Source organism: Cellvibrio chitinivorans (assembly GCF_035117775.1).
Classification (GTDB): Bacteria; Pseudomonadota; Gammaproteobacteria; order Pseudomonadales; family Cellvibrionaceae; genus Cellvibrio; species Cellvibrio chitinivorans.
Window position 1 is genome coordinate 553,168 of the sequence record NZ_JAYKKN010000002.1, and the last position, 15,149, is coordinate 568,316.

At 46.9% G+C, this 15,149-nt stretch carries 16 protein-coding genes; 3 read left to right on the forward strand and 13 right to left on the reverse strand.

Annotated features, from left to right (window positions below):
- Positions 1 to 257 precede the first annotated feature (257 nt).
- Positions 258 to 2,876, forward strand: a complete 2,619-nt coding sequence (gene acnB / locus SPL68_RS09080) for a bifunctional aconitate hydratase 2/2-methylisocitrate dehydratase (protein ID WP_323814780.1) — start codon at positions 258 to 260, stop codon at positions 2,874 to 2,876.
- A gap of 74 nt (positions 2,877 to 2,950) precedes the next feature.
- Here acnB and SPL68_RS09085 read toward each other — a convergent pair whose 3' ends face one another.
- The 4 genes from SPL68_RS09085 to fliS (SPL68_RS09100) all read right to left on the reverse strand — a co-directional run bounded on the left by SPL68_RS09085 (position 2,951) and on the right by fliS (SPL68_RS09100) (position 5,865).
- On the reverse strand, positions 2,951 to 4,408 hold the full coding sequence (locus SPL68_RS09085; RefSeq protein WP_323814781.1) for a sigma-54-dependent transcriptional regulator: 1,458 nt from the start codon (positions 4,406 to 4,408) through the stop codon (positions 2,951 to 2,953).
- A gap of 288 nt (positions 4,409 to 4,696) precedes the next feature.
- Complete coding sequence (gene fliS, locus SPL68_RS09090) at positions 4,697 to 5,083, reverse strand: flagellar export chaperone FliS (RefSeq protein ID WP_323814782.1); 387 nt, start codon at positions 5,081 to 5,083, stop codon at positions 4,697 to 4,699.
- A gap of 106 nt (positions 5,084 to 5,189) precedes the next feature.
- Entirely contained in the window at positions 5,190 to 5,468 is a 279-nt protein-coding gene (locus SPL68_RS09095; protein ID WP_323814783.1) for a hypothetical protein, read from the reverse strand.
- Between the two features lie 10 nt (positions 5,469 to 5,478).
- Complete coding sequence (gene fliS / locus SPL68_RS09100; protein WP_323814784.1) at positions 5,479 to 5,865, reverse strand: flagellar export chaperone FliS; 387 nt, start codon at positions 5,863 to 5,865, stop codon at positions 5,479 to 5,481.
- Positions 5,866 to 6,115: 250 nt separating this feature from the next.
- Here fliS (SPL68_RS09100) and lexA point away from each other — a divergent pair, with 250 nt between their 5' ends.
- Together lexA and SPL68_RS09110 are read left to right on the forward strand one after the other, a co-directional pair.
- Positions 6,116 to 6,718: a transcriptional repressor LexA gene (gene lexA / locus SPL68_RS09105; RefSeq protein WP_323814785.1), complete on the forward strand. Its 603-nt coding sequence runs from the start codon at positions 6,116 to 6,118 to the stop codon at positions 6,716 to 6,718.
- The gene (locus SPL68_RS09110) at positions 6,711 to 7,121 is read left to right on the forward strand and encodes a cell division inhibitor SulA (protein ID WP_323814786.1); all 411 of its coding nucleotides are present in this window, start codon (positions 6,711 to 6,713) and stop codon (positions 7,119 to 7,121) included. The genes lexA and SPL68_RS09110 overlap by 8 nt, the downstream gene beginning before the upstream one ends.
- A 223-nt stretch (positions 7,122 to 7,344) precedes the next feature.
- On the opposite strand, the gene SPL68_RS09115 is transcribed toward SPL68_RS09110, so the two are convergent.
- From SPL68_RS09115 to SPL68_RS09155, 9 genes are all read right to left on the reverse strand, one after another.
- A complete protein-coding gene (locus SPL68_RS09115) occupies positions 7,345 to 7,611 on the reverse strand; it encodes a hypothetical protein (protein ID WP_323814787.1) in 267 nt (88 codons plus the stop codon).
- 62 nt (positions 7,612 to 7,673) lie between these two features.
- Positions 7,674 to 9,101: a hypothetical protein gene (locus tag SPL68_RS09120; RefSeq protein WP_323814788.1), complete on the reverse strand. Its 1,428-nt coding sequence runs from the start codon at positions 9,099 to 9,101 to the stop codon at positions 7,674 to 7,676.
- A gap of 156 nt (positions 9,102 to 9,257) precedes the next feature.
- Entirely contained in the window at positions 9,258 to 9,644 is a 387-nt protein-coding gene (locus tag SPL68_RS09125; RefSeq protein WP_323814789.1) for a DUF2802 domain-containing protein, read from the reverse strand.
- Between the two features lie 33 nt (positions 9,645 to 9,677).
- Positions 9,678 to 10,163, reverse strand: a complete 486-nt coding sequence (locus tag SPL68_RS09130) for a chemotaxis protein CheW (protein ID WP_323814790.1) — start codon at positions 10,161 to 10,163, stop codon at positions 9,678 to 9,680.
- Between the two features lie 104 nt (positions 10,164 to 10,267).
- The gene (locus SPL68_RS09135; protein WP_323814791.1) at positions 10,268 to 11,311 is read right to left on the reverse strand and encodes a chemotaxis protein CheW; all 1,044 of its coding nucleotides are present in this window, start codon (positions 11,309 to 11,311) and stop codon (positions 10,268 to 10,270) included.
- A complete protein-coding gene (locus SPL68_RS09140; RefSeq protein WP_323814966.1) occupies positions 11,308 to 12,144 on the reverse strand; it encodes a ParA family protein in 837 nt (278 codons plus the stop codon). Before SPL68_RS09140 ends, SPL68_RS09135 begins: the two co-directional genes overlap by 4 nt.
- Before the next feature lie 164 nt (positions 12,145 to 12,308).
- Positions 12,309 to 13,199 (reverse strand): flagellar motor protein MotD, encoded by an 891-nt coding sequence (gene motD, locus SPL68_RS09145; RefSeq protein WP_323814792.1) that lies wholly within the window; start codon positions 13,197 to 13,199, stop codon positions 12,309 to 12,311.
- A gap of 45 nt (positions 13,200 to 13,244) precedes the next feature.
- Entirely contained in the window at positions 13,245 to 13,991 is a 747-nt protein-coding gene (locus SPL68_RS09150) for a flagellar motor protein (protein ID WP_323814794.1), read from the reverse strand.
- The gene (locus SPL68_RS09155) at positions 13,991 to 15,121 is read right to left on the reverse strand and encodes a protein-glutamate methylesterase/protein-glutamine glutaminase (protein WP_323814795.1); all 1,131 of its coding nucleotides are present in this window, start codon (positions 15,119 to 15,121) and stop codon (positions 13,991 to 13,993) included. Before SPL68_RS09155 ends, SPL68_RS09150 begins: the two co-directional genes overlap by 1 nt.
- Between the last annotated feature and the right edge of the window lie 28 nt (positions 15,122 to 15,149).

The following is a 15,149-nucleotide window of genomic DNA, read 5'->3' on the forward strand; positions in this document are numbered from 1 at the left end:
AATGACATCTGCACAGGCAAATTGATACTCGCAATCTACGGCGACTTGGGCATCACGCATTAACAGCCTGCGCTGCATCAGGTATACTCTGCCCCCGATTTGCTGCTCCTTTCCATCACGTTAAATCGTAAGTTAGGCGAGCAGTTTAGGTGCAAACAATTCTTGGTTGCACTTAGTCATCCATGAAGGCCATGGATAGTCTCTTGAGGCAGAGATCCTGTCGAGGGAGTAACCCCCACACTAATGAGGATAAAACCGTGCTTGAAGCCTATCGTAAACAGGTCGCAGAACGCGCCGCAGAAGGTATTCCACCAAAACCATTAAACCCTGAGCAAGTTGCCGGATTGGTTGAATTACTGAAGAATCCCCCCGCTGGTGAAGCTGAAGTATTGCTTGATTTGATCACCAACCGCGTTCCGCCCGGCGTTGATGAAGCCGCTTATGTTAAAGCCGCTTTCTTAAGCGCGATTTTGAAAGACGAAGCCTCCTCCCCCCTGATCGATAAGCCTCTCGCTATTAAACTGCTCGGCATGATGCTCGGCGGTTACAACATTGAACCTCTAGTAAACCTGCTTGACGACGCCACTTTGGCGCCTTTGGCAGCCAACGAACTCAAACACACTTTGTTGATGTTCGATGCATTCCACGATGTGGAAGAGAAAGTAAAAGCGGGTAACGCACACGCTAAAGAATTGATGCAATCCTGGGCTGATGGCGAATGGTTCACCAGCAAACCAAAAGTTGCCGAGAGCACCAAGCTCACCGTATTCAAAGTCACCGGTGAAACCAACACCGATGACCTGTCACCAGCACCTGATGCATGGTCACGCCCTGACATTCCACTGCACTCACTGGCCATGTTCAAAATGAGCCGTGACGGCATCACCCCAGACCAACCCGGTTCTATCGGCCCCATCAAACAACTCGAAGAACTGAAAACCAAAGGTTATCCATTGGCATTTGTTGGTGACGTTGTAGGCACTGGTTCTTCTCGTAAATCTGCAACCAACTCAGTGTTGTGGTTTATCGGCGACGACATTCCCGGCGTACCAAACAAGCGCACTGGCGGTGTTTGTATCGGCGGCAAAGTCGCACCGATCTTCTATAACACTATGGAAGACGCCGGCGCACTGGTGTTTGAAGCGCCAGTAGACGACCTGAACATGGGCGATGTAATTGAAATTCGTCCATACGATGGCAAAATCCTCAATGCTGAAACCGGCGCAGTTATCTCTGAATTCGCGCTGAAATCAGATGTATTGCTGGATGAAGTACAAGCTGGCGGCCGTATCCCACTGATCATTGGTCGTGGCCTGACCACCAAAGCGCGTGAATCACTTGGTTTAGAGCCAAGCACCTTGTTCCGCCTGCCCCAAGCACCTGCTGACACCGGCAAAGGCTATACCCTTGCACAAAAAATGGTAGGTAAAGCTTGCGGCGTAGAGGGTATCCGCCCTGGCACCTACTGTGAACCAAAGATGACTACCGTTGGCTCACAAGACACCACCGGCCCAATGACTCGCGACGAACTGAAAGATTTGGCTTGCTTGGGCTTCTCTGCCGACCTGACCATGCAGTCTTTCTGTCACACTGCGGCCTATCCAAAGCCAGTGGATATCGAAACCCAACACACCCTGCCCGACTTCATCATGACTCGCGGTGGTGTTTCCCTGCGTCCAGGCGACGGCATCATCCACTCATGGCTGAACCGCATGTTGCTGCCTGACACCGTAGGTACTGGTGGCGACTCTCATACCCGCTTCCCAATTGGCATCTCCTTCCCTGCTGGCTCTGGCTTGGTTGCTTTCGCTGCTGCGACTGGTGTTATGCCTCTGGATATGCCCGAGTCTGTTTTGGTTCGCTTTAAAGGCGAATTGCAACCAGGTATCACCCTGCGCGACTTGGTAAACGCCATTCCTCTGTACGCTATCAAGCAAGGCCTGTTGACTGTAGAGAAGAAAGGCAAGAAGAACATTTTCTCTGGTCGTATCCTTGAGGTTGAAGGCTTACCTGATTTGAAAGTTGAGCAAGCGTTTGAAATTTCTGACGCATCTGCTGAGCGCTCTGCTGCGGGCTGCACCATCAAATTGGACAAAGCGCCAATCATTGAATACATGACCTCTAACATCACCATGCTGCGCTGGATGATCGAACAAGGTTACGGCGATGTACGCACTCTTGAGCGTCGCGCACAGAAGATGGAAGCCTGGATTGCCAACCCAGAATTGATGGAAGCCGATGCTGACGCAGAATACGCAGCAGTGATCGATATCGATCTGGCTGACATCAAAGAGCCAATTCTTGCCTGCCCTAACGATCCGGACGATGTGAAAGTATTGTCTGATGTACAAGGCGCAAAAATTGATGAAGTATTCATCGGTTCTTGTATGACCAATATCGGCCACTTCCGTGCTGCAGGTAAATTGCTGGCCTCAACCAAAGAAGAGCTAACCACCCGCCTGTGGATTGCCCCTCCAACTAAAATGGATGAGCATCAACTGATGGAAGAAGGCTACTACAGTATTTACGGCGTTAAAGGTGCCCGCACTGAAATGCCAGGCTGTTCACTGTGTATGGGCAACCAAGCACGTGTGGCGCCAAAATCCACTGTAGTTTCCACCTCTACCCGTAACTTCCCGAACCGCTTAGGTGAAGGCGCCAACGTGTATTTGGCCTCTGCAGAACTGGCTGCTATCGCTGCTGTAATTGGTAAACTGCCAACCCCGGACGAATACCAAGCCTACGCAAGCAAGATCAACAGCATGTCAGCGGATATCTACCGTTACCTCAACTTCAATGAAATTGAGAGTTACCAAAACGCTGCCAATGAAGGCAAGCGTATTGCGGCGGTAGAAATTCAAACTGTCGCTGTATAAATAAGGCTAAAACCTGAAACAAAAAACCCGCTGCGAAGCGGGTTTTTTGTTTGTGTTATTTCAAGTTAACTTTATTAGCGCTGCATATCGTATTTGCGCATTTTTTCCACCAAGGTAGTGCGCCGCACACATAATTTATCCGCTGCACGCGCCACAACACCACCGCAGTCATTCAGTGCCTGTTGAATCAAACTCATTTCCAAATTAGTTATATATTCGCGCAAATCAATTCCCTGCTCAGGTAGTAACGGAGTGTCATTCATATTTACGTAACTTGCACCACCCGCCACAGTAACTTCACCATTTATCGATGCAGGTAAAAAATCTTCATCAGTTACATCGACATGGCGATATTTTGCGGGCAAATCCTGAACACCAATGACACCAAAGGGATGCATGATCGCCATGCGCTCCACCAAGTTAGCCAGTTCGCGCACATTTCCACTCCACTCATGCTGGCAGAGCGACATAATGGCAGCTGAGTTAAAACGTATTGAGCCGCGCTGCTCACTCTCCATGCGCGATACCAACTCATTAATCAACAATGGAATATCTTCCGAGCGATCCTTTAATGATGGCAATTCGATTGGAAATACATTGAGGCGATAAAACAAATCTTCCCGAAAAGTATTACCAAGAATCATCTGATCCAGATTTCGATGCGTTGCCGCAATAATACGCACATCAACCGGCTGGGTTTTATTGCTACCGACACGCTCAAAACAGCGCTCTTGCAAAACACGCAAAATTTTCACCTGCATGTTCAACGGCATATCGCCAATTTCATCTAAAAATAAGGTGCCACCTTCAGCCAATTCAAACCGCCCAGCGCGCGAATTGATCGCGCCGGTAAATGCACCTTTTTCATGGCCAAATAATTCGCTTTCCAACAGTTCAGCCGGAATTGCGCCGCAATTTACTGGCACAAATGGCTTATCGCGACGCGGAGAGTTGTAGTGAAGGTTACGCGCAACCACCTCTTTGCCGGTACCTGATTCACCGGTAATCAGCACAGAAACATCTTTATCGGCCACCTGCGCCATCATCTCGCGCACATTTTGAATTTCACGGCTGGTTCCTACAAGACTGCGAAATAAATGCACAGGGCGACGCTGAGGCTGACGCTTGCTGGTTGATTGCGCTTCACGATACAACTGGGCGCGATGCAGAGTATCAACCAACTTGTTATAGGTAGGAGGAATCGAGAGAGTTGCTATGATCATGAAGCGATAAAAATCATCTAACCCCTCATAAATATTGGGATGCTCATCGCCAACTAAAATGATAGCGAGCTCATCGCTCCAAGAGCGAATTTCTTTTAAGAGATGAGCGAGGGATTTATTGCTGTCACGATAATCCCCCAGAAAAATAGCAACATAATCTTCACCGCCATTCTCTTCAGCAACAGCTGATTGCCATGTGTCACTCGCTGTCGCGCATGTGGTTTCACTGAGAAAATCGAGCAGAATTTTTAAATCGTGTCGACGTGACGGATTATCGTCGATAACTAAAACTTTATTGTTGCGCCACATACCCCAAGACCTTTATTTATTCACGCCAACATATTAAAAACACTTAAAAAACGCGTGTTTTAATTGGCAAGCCGACTTATTGGAGTAAGTAATAGACGAGACTGTGATCTTAGTCAAATTTATGACGAAATGATTTTGGCGTTTTGATAAGACTTAGCCAGATAGCACAAACTATCGCCAAATTATTGCCTGTTTTTAGAATTATTTCTAAGCAAGAAGCCAAGCTAAATTACAATACTGCTGACTGAAAAACATCCAATTTTTATTTCGCAAATTGTAAAGCTGAACTCAAGGCGCAATATCATCCCAGCCTGATTTTATTGTTTTCAGCAACTGAATGGCTTCATTTACTTTTTCAGCGCTGTTTTCTTTTGATGCCTCAAGCAATTTCAAATTAACGTATTCATATACCTGATCAAGACGCTCCGATAATTCGCCCGCGCTCATATCTAACGAACTGCGCAAACCGCCTACAATCCCTATAGCTTTACCTAGCAATTCACCTTTTGCAGCCACATCACCGCGCTCAATAGCACCCTGAGCGGCCGCCAAGCGCCCTAAGGCACCCTCAAATAATAATTGGATTAATCGGTGGGGCGAGGCGTTATTAATTTCTGACTCAATTCCCAACTGGCGATATTGTTTGAGTGCTTCTTGCGGATTGTAATTAGACACGTCTGTCCCCTGCTAGCGGTTAGATTTTCTAAGGCTAGCAGGGCTAAGTCGTTTTGGCGAGTTTTGCTATAAGTAAGCTGTTTTAAAAACCTAACGTGCTAGACCATCAGGTCGCATGCAGTAGAGTTACTTCGCGCTGACATTGTGCAATCAACCCGGCATACACTCCCTTCAACTCATTCAGAGCACATACCAATGTAGATTTGTCATTGCGATTTGCAGCAACCACTCTATCGATCAGCAAAGCACAAATTCGATCCAAATGGCGGATTTTTTCCCAGTCCTCAACTTGCAATGCGTTAGTCAGCTCCTGTTGCAGACCACGCATTGCCATAATGCCAGCCGCTCCCACATATTCAGGTGCTGAAACCAAGTGAATTGCCATATGAACCTCGTTACACCTGATTTCCGATTGCATCCCATGCTGTTTTAATCTCACCCAGCAGGCGACCGCACTCATCCAGATACTCACTGTTATTTTCATAATTCGCCTGACTCAAACGGCGAATCACATAATCGTACAAACCATCCAAATTGGCTGCCAAAGAACCACCTTCGCGATCATTCAAGCTGCCCTGTAAACCGGCAACTATCGCTACCGCTTTGCTAATCAACTCGCCTTTACGTGCAATTTGGTTTTGCGCCATAGCGCCTTTTGCCTGAGCAATACGCTCCAGAGCTCCCTCAAATAACATCTGAATCAAGCGATGAGGCGAAGCAGCTTCAACACCTGACTGTACTTTTACACTGGAATAATGCTGCACGGCAGAATAGGCATTCATAAATCACCACAGATTTTTTTGAGTTTTGGCAAACCACTATAAGTAGCAGTCAAGATTAGTTATCCGACCCTATAGCTAACGGCACCAACCAAAAAACCTTTAGCTAAAAACAGCGAATATCACAAAGTATCTTCACAACCTCGGAACTTATAAAAGTGCGAAATAAGAACAGATTGAAAAACTATTGCACACATCAGATTACTGTATATAATCACAACCACTGTACAAACAAACAGATTCAGGAGTACACATGTCTGACTTAACACCGCGCCAGGAACAGGTACTACAACTCATTCGTCAATATGCAGATGAAACGGGCTACCCACCGACACGCGCTGAAATCGCACGTATTCTGGGGTTTAAGTCAGCCAATGCCGCTGAAGAACACATCAAGGCATTGGCACGCAAAGGCGCTATTGAAATTATTCCCGGTGCTTCAAGGGGTATAAGATTGCCGGAAGTGCATACAGGTATTCCGGTTATAGGGCGCGTTGCTGCTGGCAATCCGATTCTTGCGCAGGAGCACATTGAGGACTATTGCAACATTCCTCAAAGCTTTTTTTCACCCAGTGCTGACTATTTTCTGCGTGTGCATGGCATGAGCATGAAGGATGCAGGGATTTTGGACGGCGATCTCTTAGCTGTCCATAAAACCGACCAAGTCCGCAACGGGCAAATTGTCGTTGCGCGAATTGGCGAGGAAGTAACCGTGAAGCGTTTCAAGCGCAGCGGCAACAAAGCACAGGTTGAATTGTGGCCTGAAAACCCTGATTTCGAGGTTATCCTCGTTGATATGCGCGATCAGGAATTCAGTATTGAAGGTTTAAGCGTAGGAGTAATTCGTCGTGACTAATATCGCCCATGCAATACCGTTATCTGCAAAAACACATTCACAACCCGCAAGTGGCGTAACCGAGCTGGTACTAACCAGTGATTCACCAGAGCAACTTGCACTACTGCTACCAATGATTGCCTTCCTAAGTAATGTCAGCAGTGACCGTTGGATCACGTGGATTGCACCACATAATATCAATCGTGAACTATTGGAATCCTATGGTGTGAATACTCGTTATATTCGTGTCATTCACTGTCAGGACCCACAAACACTCTTGTGGATTACTTGGGAAGCTCTGTCAGCCGGCAACAGTCACACAGTTATCTCGAGCCCGGGAAAACTGACCGACAAAGAATTAGCCCAGCTGGAATTGGCTGCAAAAAATGGCTCAAGCCAAGGGCTGTTACTTAGAGTGCGATAAGGTTTTTGTAAGAAGTAAGCCTTTCAGTGGAAACACATCAAGTCTTCTTAATTGATGAACTGCTTTTCAGAAGATCGCTATTTAAAATGTTTTTATTTGAAGTGCTGCTAGCTTGAAAAATTGTCACTTGATGTACAGCGCTTGAAGTTATGCAGGGATGCGAATACATCAGGGAAAATAAAAATCACATAGATTTGAAGCTCAAACTCCGCGTAGCCGTGCCCTAGTGCAACATCAACTTTTCTGTATCATCTACACCATCAATCAACTCATCTAACATGGCCTCAGCCTGCTGATCAGCAATATCTCCCGCCGCCTCCATACCAGCTTCGATCATTGCTTTGGCAACCGCAAACTTCTCCTCCCCCAAAAAGGCCATAGACTCTTCTGAAAAACGGATAGTCACTAGCGGTTCATTTTTTTCATCGTCTGCACGCGCCAAGGCGACATCACCATTTAGTAACTCAATGATTTCGTAGAAAGACGACATAACTACCTCAGAACCTCTGCGCAAAAAAGACGCGCATTCTAACACCCAAATAGACTCAAAGCCTATTTAGGTGACGATTTGGGCGTTGCTAGCAAGAACAGACTGGGCTTTCGGCTGGATATAAACCACCCTGCCCCTGATTTAGGCATCAGTATCGCCTGCCCTGAATTAACCTCTTGCTGGCTCCCTAATTGACCTATAACCAGCTCCCCATCAAGCGTCATCAACACAGAGTAAACACCACTATCCTCATGATAATTACCATCCAGCCAAACGCGCTTTACCTCGAAATCATCAAAATTAACAATTCGCTCAATCCGATAATCCAGTGTTTCCACTAAAATCTCTGGCGTTGGTAGCTGGGTAAAGTTCATATCAGCCAATTTAAGAGCTTCTTCCGTATCCCAATGAGACTGAGTCAGCACCTTTTGGCCGAAACTGAGAATCTTGCGTTCATAAACCGGGGTCTGAAACTCAACCACCCTAACTCCATGCTGCAATGCGTGAGGCACAAGCTTAGGAACAGTTACAACATCGCCAAGCCTCAATGGGTAATGCTCCACAAAACTATTCATAACTTGACGCAGTTGCTGTTCTTGCTCAATTAAACCTTTCGTATCAACTGATTGTGATAACTCATTAATCCAGATCATTAAGTCCGAACTGGATGCCGGTTCGCTGAGATCCAGCCCAACATCACGCTTTTTTTCATCTAATAGAGTGTCAATCAGACGCCTAACACGCTCATAGGATTGGACAGCCTGCAAATAAGCGCGCTTGAACGCATCATCATTTTTATATTGCGCACGAGCTTGCGTTGAAAACCCCAATTGAATAGCACCTACCCCATCTCGCCATGCAGATTGATTTAGGTGAGTGACGACATAAACCTCTTGTTTTTTCTGATGAAGCTCAAAATAAAGGTCGCCATAAACCTCTTCAGCAACAGGGTCCAACACTTTTAACAATACTGGAGGTGAATCTTGACCCAAGCCAATCTGACCAGACATTACATCCAACAACCAAGGCAAAGGAATAATCCCATTTGTACAAACAACACCAGCCTGACCCCGAGCCTCAATACCGGTATACCAGATTTCCTGCCCCCAAGGTTTTGGGACATGTACAGGTGAAAGCACCCAAGGATCAGACATTACCAACCATGGCAATAAGTTTGTTTTAACAAAGCTGTGGAGTGTCTCATCATCTGATGCCAGATGGGGTAGCTGCTGAATTTTTGCCCAGCGTTCAGAAGTAAAAGGAAAAATGCTGCCTTCGATATGCAATTGATTAGATTTATTTTTGCGAATTATTAGTAATGCCACCAGCTCTGTAGCTGATTGTTGCGGTAGATAATACTGGTTATGAGTAAATTGAATTGCCAGATGTTGTGTTTGGAAAATGCCATCAGCAGAGTTGCCTAATCGTTGAATGATACGATTGAGCAAGACTCCGACTGGCATTGTTTTATCTGTGTAATTATGAATCAACGCATATTTCCCAAAAGCTCGATTTTGGGCGTCAGTTTAACAGACACAAAGATTTGCGTTAGACGAAACATGTCTTACGTAGCTTCCAACAAAAAGGGTCAACATAAGCTGACCCTTTTTGAAACTAAAATATGTACTTGGCAGCTTGTTACTAAATCAGCGACTGGATTTCTGCATCATCTCAAGTAGTGATGCCTCGGCGCGAGATAATCCGCAACGTCGCGCCACCTCATCGCAATCCATCCCCATTTTGAACATTTGTGCCGCTTGGGAATATGGTTGAAATTCATCGTCATTGTAGTAATCGATTTTTTCTGGTTGCTTCGCTGCACTAGCCTGCAAGCGTTTCTCCATTGCTAGCAAGCGCTGCCCCATACCCACCGCACCGTTACTGGATGCAGCGACCTCACGCATTAACTTTTGGATTAGTTTTTCATTGGCATCAGCCTGACGGCGCACATGCTTCAAACTGGCAACGGCAATAATCAGCGCGATCACACTGACTACTGCCGTTGCTATCAATCCCATCTCCAACACTGTCATGGCGTTTTCTCTGAGCCAGATTCAATCTGTAACTTAAATATCTTCCAGCTCTGACCATTCATCGCTGGTCAACAATTTGTTCAAATCGATCAGGATTAACAGCTCATTGTTCTTGTGACATACACCTTGGATAAATTTGGCGCTTTCTTCGTTACCGACATTAGGAGCGATTTCAATTTCTGATTGGCGCAAATACACCACTTCAGCAACGCTATCCACCAAAATACCGATGACATGGCGATCAGTTTCGATGATAACGATGCGGGTATTGTCGGTAATTTCGCCACTGGCCAAGTTAAAACGGTGGCGAGTATCGATCACCGTCACTACGTTACCGCGCAAATTGATGATACCCAACACGTAAGATGGCGCCCCTGGAACCGGAGCAATCTCCGAGTAGCGCAGCACTTCTTGCACCTGCATTACGTTGATGCCATAGGTTTCACCATCCAAGCGGAAAGTTACCCATTGCAGTACTGGATCATCGCTGCTCTTATTTTTTGTTGTATCAGTTGCCATCGCTTTTCCTCTCAAGCTGCACCATTGGCAGCGATCACATAAATGTCGTTATAACTATAGCCGAGGACTTTTCCTGTGCCACTTTTGTTTGATTCGCCCGGAGTTTACGCGGGAACGAAGTTTTTATCTGCATCAATTAGCATCTGTCCGATACGCGGAATATCCAGCAAGGCGCACATATGCTCTTTCACAGTACCGGCAAGCCAAGGGCGCTTGCTGCGATCGCCGCGCCATTTCACATCTTCTGGTTGCAAGGTGATCGGCTGATTCACTGAATCGACCGCCAGCCCCCAAGGCACACAGTTTATCGACATCACATATTTTGCGGTCTGCAAAAATGCTTCATCGTAACGCTCAGGCATCACAAATTTTGCGGTATTAACCGTGCGAATTTTACCTGCGGGAGTTGGTTGCAACCCCATGAACCAGTCCGCCTGCCCAAATAAAGGGGTTAACTCATCCGTTAATGGCTGGATTTGCCCCAACGAAATTAATGGCACCGCAAGCGTTAAACCTGAAACGGTAAACAGTAAAACATCAAAGCGCGATTGCGCCCACTGCGGGCGACCATTCTCAAGCCATTCGAGGCCATCAATTTGAAATTGAGGTGCCGGTGCCGCCAGCTCAGGATCAGCAATGGCCTCAACGATGGTCTCTAAAGGTGCAATTTCTGTAATGGGAGATTCAATCACCCAGTCCTGAATTTCTTCAGGATTATTTATAAATTCAGATTTTGCCTCTATAAGCAATTGCGGACGAGCAGATTGCAATAGCCGTTCAAGCTTGAGCTTTTGCTCAATGGACTGAATGGGTTCAGGTTCAGCATAAGTTGGGATTGAATCTGATTGGGTTTTGGGTGCTATTTGCGAGACAGGCTCTACCCGCAAATTCACTTTTTTAGGCTTATGCTCAGGCTTTTGCTTGGTGTCAGACACCTTTTTAGCGGGCAAGGCTTTCGTAGGCAGAGACACTATGCGTGCGCCACCAGAGCTGGCAGCAACGGGTAGCACTTGCTCGTCAATGGCCGCTAACGCGTGATCCAGCAGGCTTTCATCGCCAAAGCCGCCACCTAACAGGTCGTCAAAATAATTGCTCAGGCTATCATCTGGCGAGCTGATGCCGCCATCAACATCATTTTTCTTGCTCACGACGCCGCACCCGTTTTATTGGTTGCAACGCGAGGAGCCTGCTCGGTTTTTGCTTCATCGGCGCGGATCGCTTTTTCCAGCCAATGCCACAAGGATAAATATGCTTCTGCACCGCGGCTGGTTGGATCAAATAGATGGGGTGGAATACCTGCCTTACTGGCATCACGAAAACGCGTGTCGATTGGGATATGACCAGGCCAGGCCTGCTCGGGATAAGTATTGCGAATGGTGCGCAAGCTGGTTACGGACGCTTGCGTTCTGCGGTCAAACATCACCGGAACGATTGTATAAGCCAGCGCTTTTTTGCGTGAACGCGACATCATATTCAGCGTGCCGACCATTCGCTCCAAGCCCTTGAGCGCGAGAAATTCAGTCTGCACCGGAATCACCAAATATTGGCAAGCCGCCAACGCGTTCACCATGAGTACCCCCAGCAAAGGTGGGGTATCGATCAACACATAATCGTAGTCATCAGCGAGATGCGCCAAAGCGCGGCTCAGCACCAAGCCCATACCGTCTTGCCCTATCGCTTGTCGCTCCAGCGTGGCTAAAGCCGTGGTCGATGGCAGCACATGCAGATTGGGAAAGTCAGTTTCGATAATCAAGCGACGAACGGAATCCCGCGTAAGCGTTTTACGTTCCTGGAATAAGGTGTAACTGCTCAGCTGCTGAGTGTCAGGATCCTGACGGAAATAAGTCGATAAGGAACCGTGCGGGTCAATATCCAGTAATAGCACGCGCTTCCCGGACGAGGCGATTAATCCCCCGAGAGACACGCTGGTAGTGGTTTTACCTACTCCACCCTTCTGATTTGCGATTGCCACGACACGCACGTTCAAGTCCTCTCTGGCGCCAAACACCAGACATTTTTGTCATTTATTCATGCAAAGCAAGCTCTATGCCCAAACCACCGTGGAAAATTAAGTATTGCCGAGCAGAAAGCAACGTCAAGTTATCGGCTCAGGTTTAGGAATATTTAATGGGAGCTTAGTATCGATTAAGGTTTTGCTGTAGCTGTAGAGTTTGATGCAGATTGAGCCTTAGCAGGTACGGGGTTTAGTTTGGGGCGCTCCATTTTGCGCTTGGCAACCATAATAGTAACTCGCCGATTTTGTGCTCGCCCCTGCTCGGTATCATTAGGAGCGACAGGCTGATATTCACCGTAACCCACTGCCGACAATCGCTCTGGCGCCACACCTTTGCTCGCAAGATATTTCACAATCGCACTTGCACGTGCCGTCGATAACTCCCAGTTGGTTGGATATTTCACGCTTTTGATGGGAATGTTGTCAGTAAAGCCTTCAACCTGAACCGGATTTGAGTAAGCTTTTAAAATAGACGCAATTTCATCAAATATTTTTTGCGCTTGCTCACTGGTATCGGCACTACCAGACGAAAACAAAATACTGTCTTTTAATTCGATCTGCAGCCAAAGCTCATTGCTGGAAACTTGAATTAATTGTTCGTTGATTAATTGCGAGAATTTTTCAGTCACCAAATCCGATATCTGCGTCAGCTCATCGCTGGTTTTAATGGGATTACCGGAGTTTTCAGATTCAGCGTCGGCCTGTTCTTGCGGCTGAGCATTAGTAGGCGCGCCCTGCTCTCCGCTTGCTGGCTCAGTCGAAGCACGCCCCATATCGATTGGAGTAATAATCGCGTTTGAGGGCGATGCATTGTCTTGCGCATCTGATGAAGATTGCGTTTCTGTTGGCCGATGAAACGCCTCAATAAAAGTATCGGATAACACACGATACTTACTGTCGCTGACTTGTGATATTGAATACATCACCACAAAAAAGGCAAACAGGAGAGTAATAAAGTCGGCATATGAAACCAACCAGCGCTCCTGATTAACATGAACCTCTTGGCGTCTGCGACGTACCATAAAAATACTGCTAGGAAAATTGAGAGATTAATAAACGATTTGGATTTACTGCGGATGTAAATATCCATTCAGTCGCACTTCAATCGAGCGAGGATTTTCGCCGTCAGCGATTGCAATAATTCCCTCAATAATTAATTCGCGATATTGTGAATTTTCATTCACACACATGCGCAATTTATTGGAGACGGGAATAAACACCAGGTTTGCCAAAGCAACACCATAAATTGTCGCCACAAAAGCAATCGCGATTCCAGGGCCAAGCGTGGCAGGATCAGCCAGATTATTCATTACGTGAATAAGCCCAATCACTGCACCGATGATGCCGATAGTGGGAGCATAACCGCCCATGGACTCGTAAAACTTTATCGCATCAATATCGCGCTGCTCATCGACGATCATGTCAGTTTCGAGAATGCGACGAATAACTTCCGGCTCATTGCCATCCACCAAAAGCTGCAACCCTTTTTTAGCAAACTTATCTTTTTCTCGTTCAGAAACAGCTTCCAACCCCAGCAGACCATCTTTACGCGCAGCTGCTGCCCAGCGCACTATATTGGCAACACCTTGCTTGAACGGCACATACGGCGGTTTAAATACCCAGCGAATAATTCTTAAAGCGCGGCGCAAACTATTTTTGGATGTCTGTAACATAGCTGCGCCCAAGGTACCGCCAATCACAATAAATGCAGCTGGGCCATTTACCAATGTACCCAAACCACCACCTTCTAAAAAATTTCCGCCGATAATGGCTGCAAACGCAATGATGACGCCAAATATGCTTAGCAAATCCATTACATAACCTCTCGCACTAAGCGTGGCCCAATTTCTTTCAGGCTTAAGACTTTATCAGTCAATCCCGCTCGTGCAACTGCCATCGGCATACCATAAATCACGCAACTTGCTTCATCTTGTGACCAGAGAGCAGAACCCGCTTCTTTTAATAAGCGCGCACCATTGCAACCATCGGACCCCATTCCGGTTAATACAACCCCCAACACTTTGTCGGCGTAAATATTGGCTGCTGAACCAAAGGTAATATCAAGCGAAGGTTTGTAATTCACGCGCTCATCATCCGGCAACACTCGCACAGAACCACCATTACGGCGATCAAGCATTAACTGTTTTCCACCCGGTGCCAGCAATGCCAAACCCGCTTGTAGCTGGTCACCGTCTACTGCTTCGCGCACGCGAATATTGCACTGTTTATTTAAACGCTCGGCAAATGCCTTAGTGAAATTTTCCGGCATGTGCTGCACTAGCACTATAGGTAAGGGGAAATTGGCAGGCAGTGTGGTCAACACTTCAGCTAGTGCAACTGGCCCGCCTGTTGAGGCGCCTATCACCAGTAACTTGGGTTGTTTTTTGAGGCGATAATTATCAACACCGGAGGATTTTGCCGAATCCTCTGCTGGCGCATTTACCATTGGCCGCACAGGCGTTCGTGTAACAGGAACCGGGGCGCGTAACTGCGGGGTTGATGAAACAGAGGTTGGTCTTGGCTCAATAATGGGCGCCGCACGTGCAGTAACGCCCGCTAAAGTAATCAGGCGCTCATGCAGTTTTTTCTTGAGTGCATCTGAGCTGCGCGATACTTCAGCGAAATCTTTGGGAATAAAATCCAGCGCACCTGCGGCCAAAGCATCGAGTGTTACTTTAGCGCCTTCATAGGTAAGCGAAGAAAACATCAGAATCGGCACTTTGCGATTGGCCATTATCAGCTTGATCGCAGTAACGCCATCCATCACCGGCATTTCAAAATCCATGGTGATGATGTCCGGCTTTAGTTGTTCTGCTTTTTCTACTGCTTCGCGACCATTACTGGCTATGCCGATGACTTTTAAATCCGGGTGCTCATTAATAATATCTTTCAAGCGATGCTGAAAGAAATTTGAATCATCAACTACTAATACCCGAACAGGCATCTAACTCACTCCGCAGTTGCAACTGCTG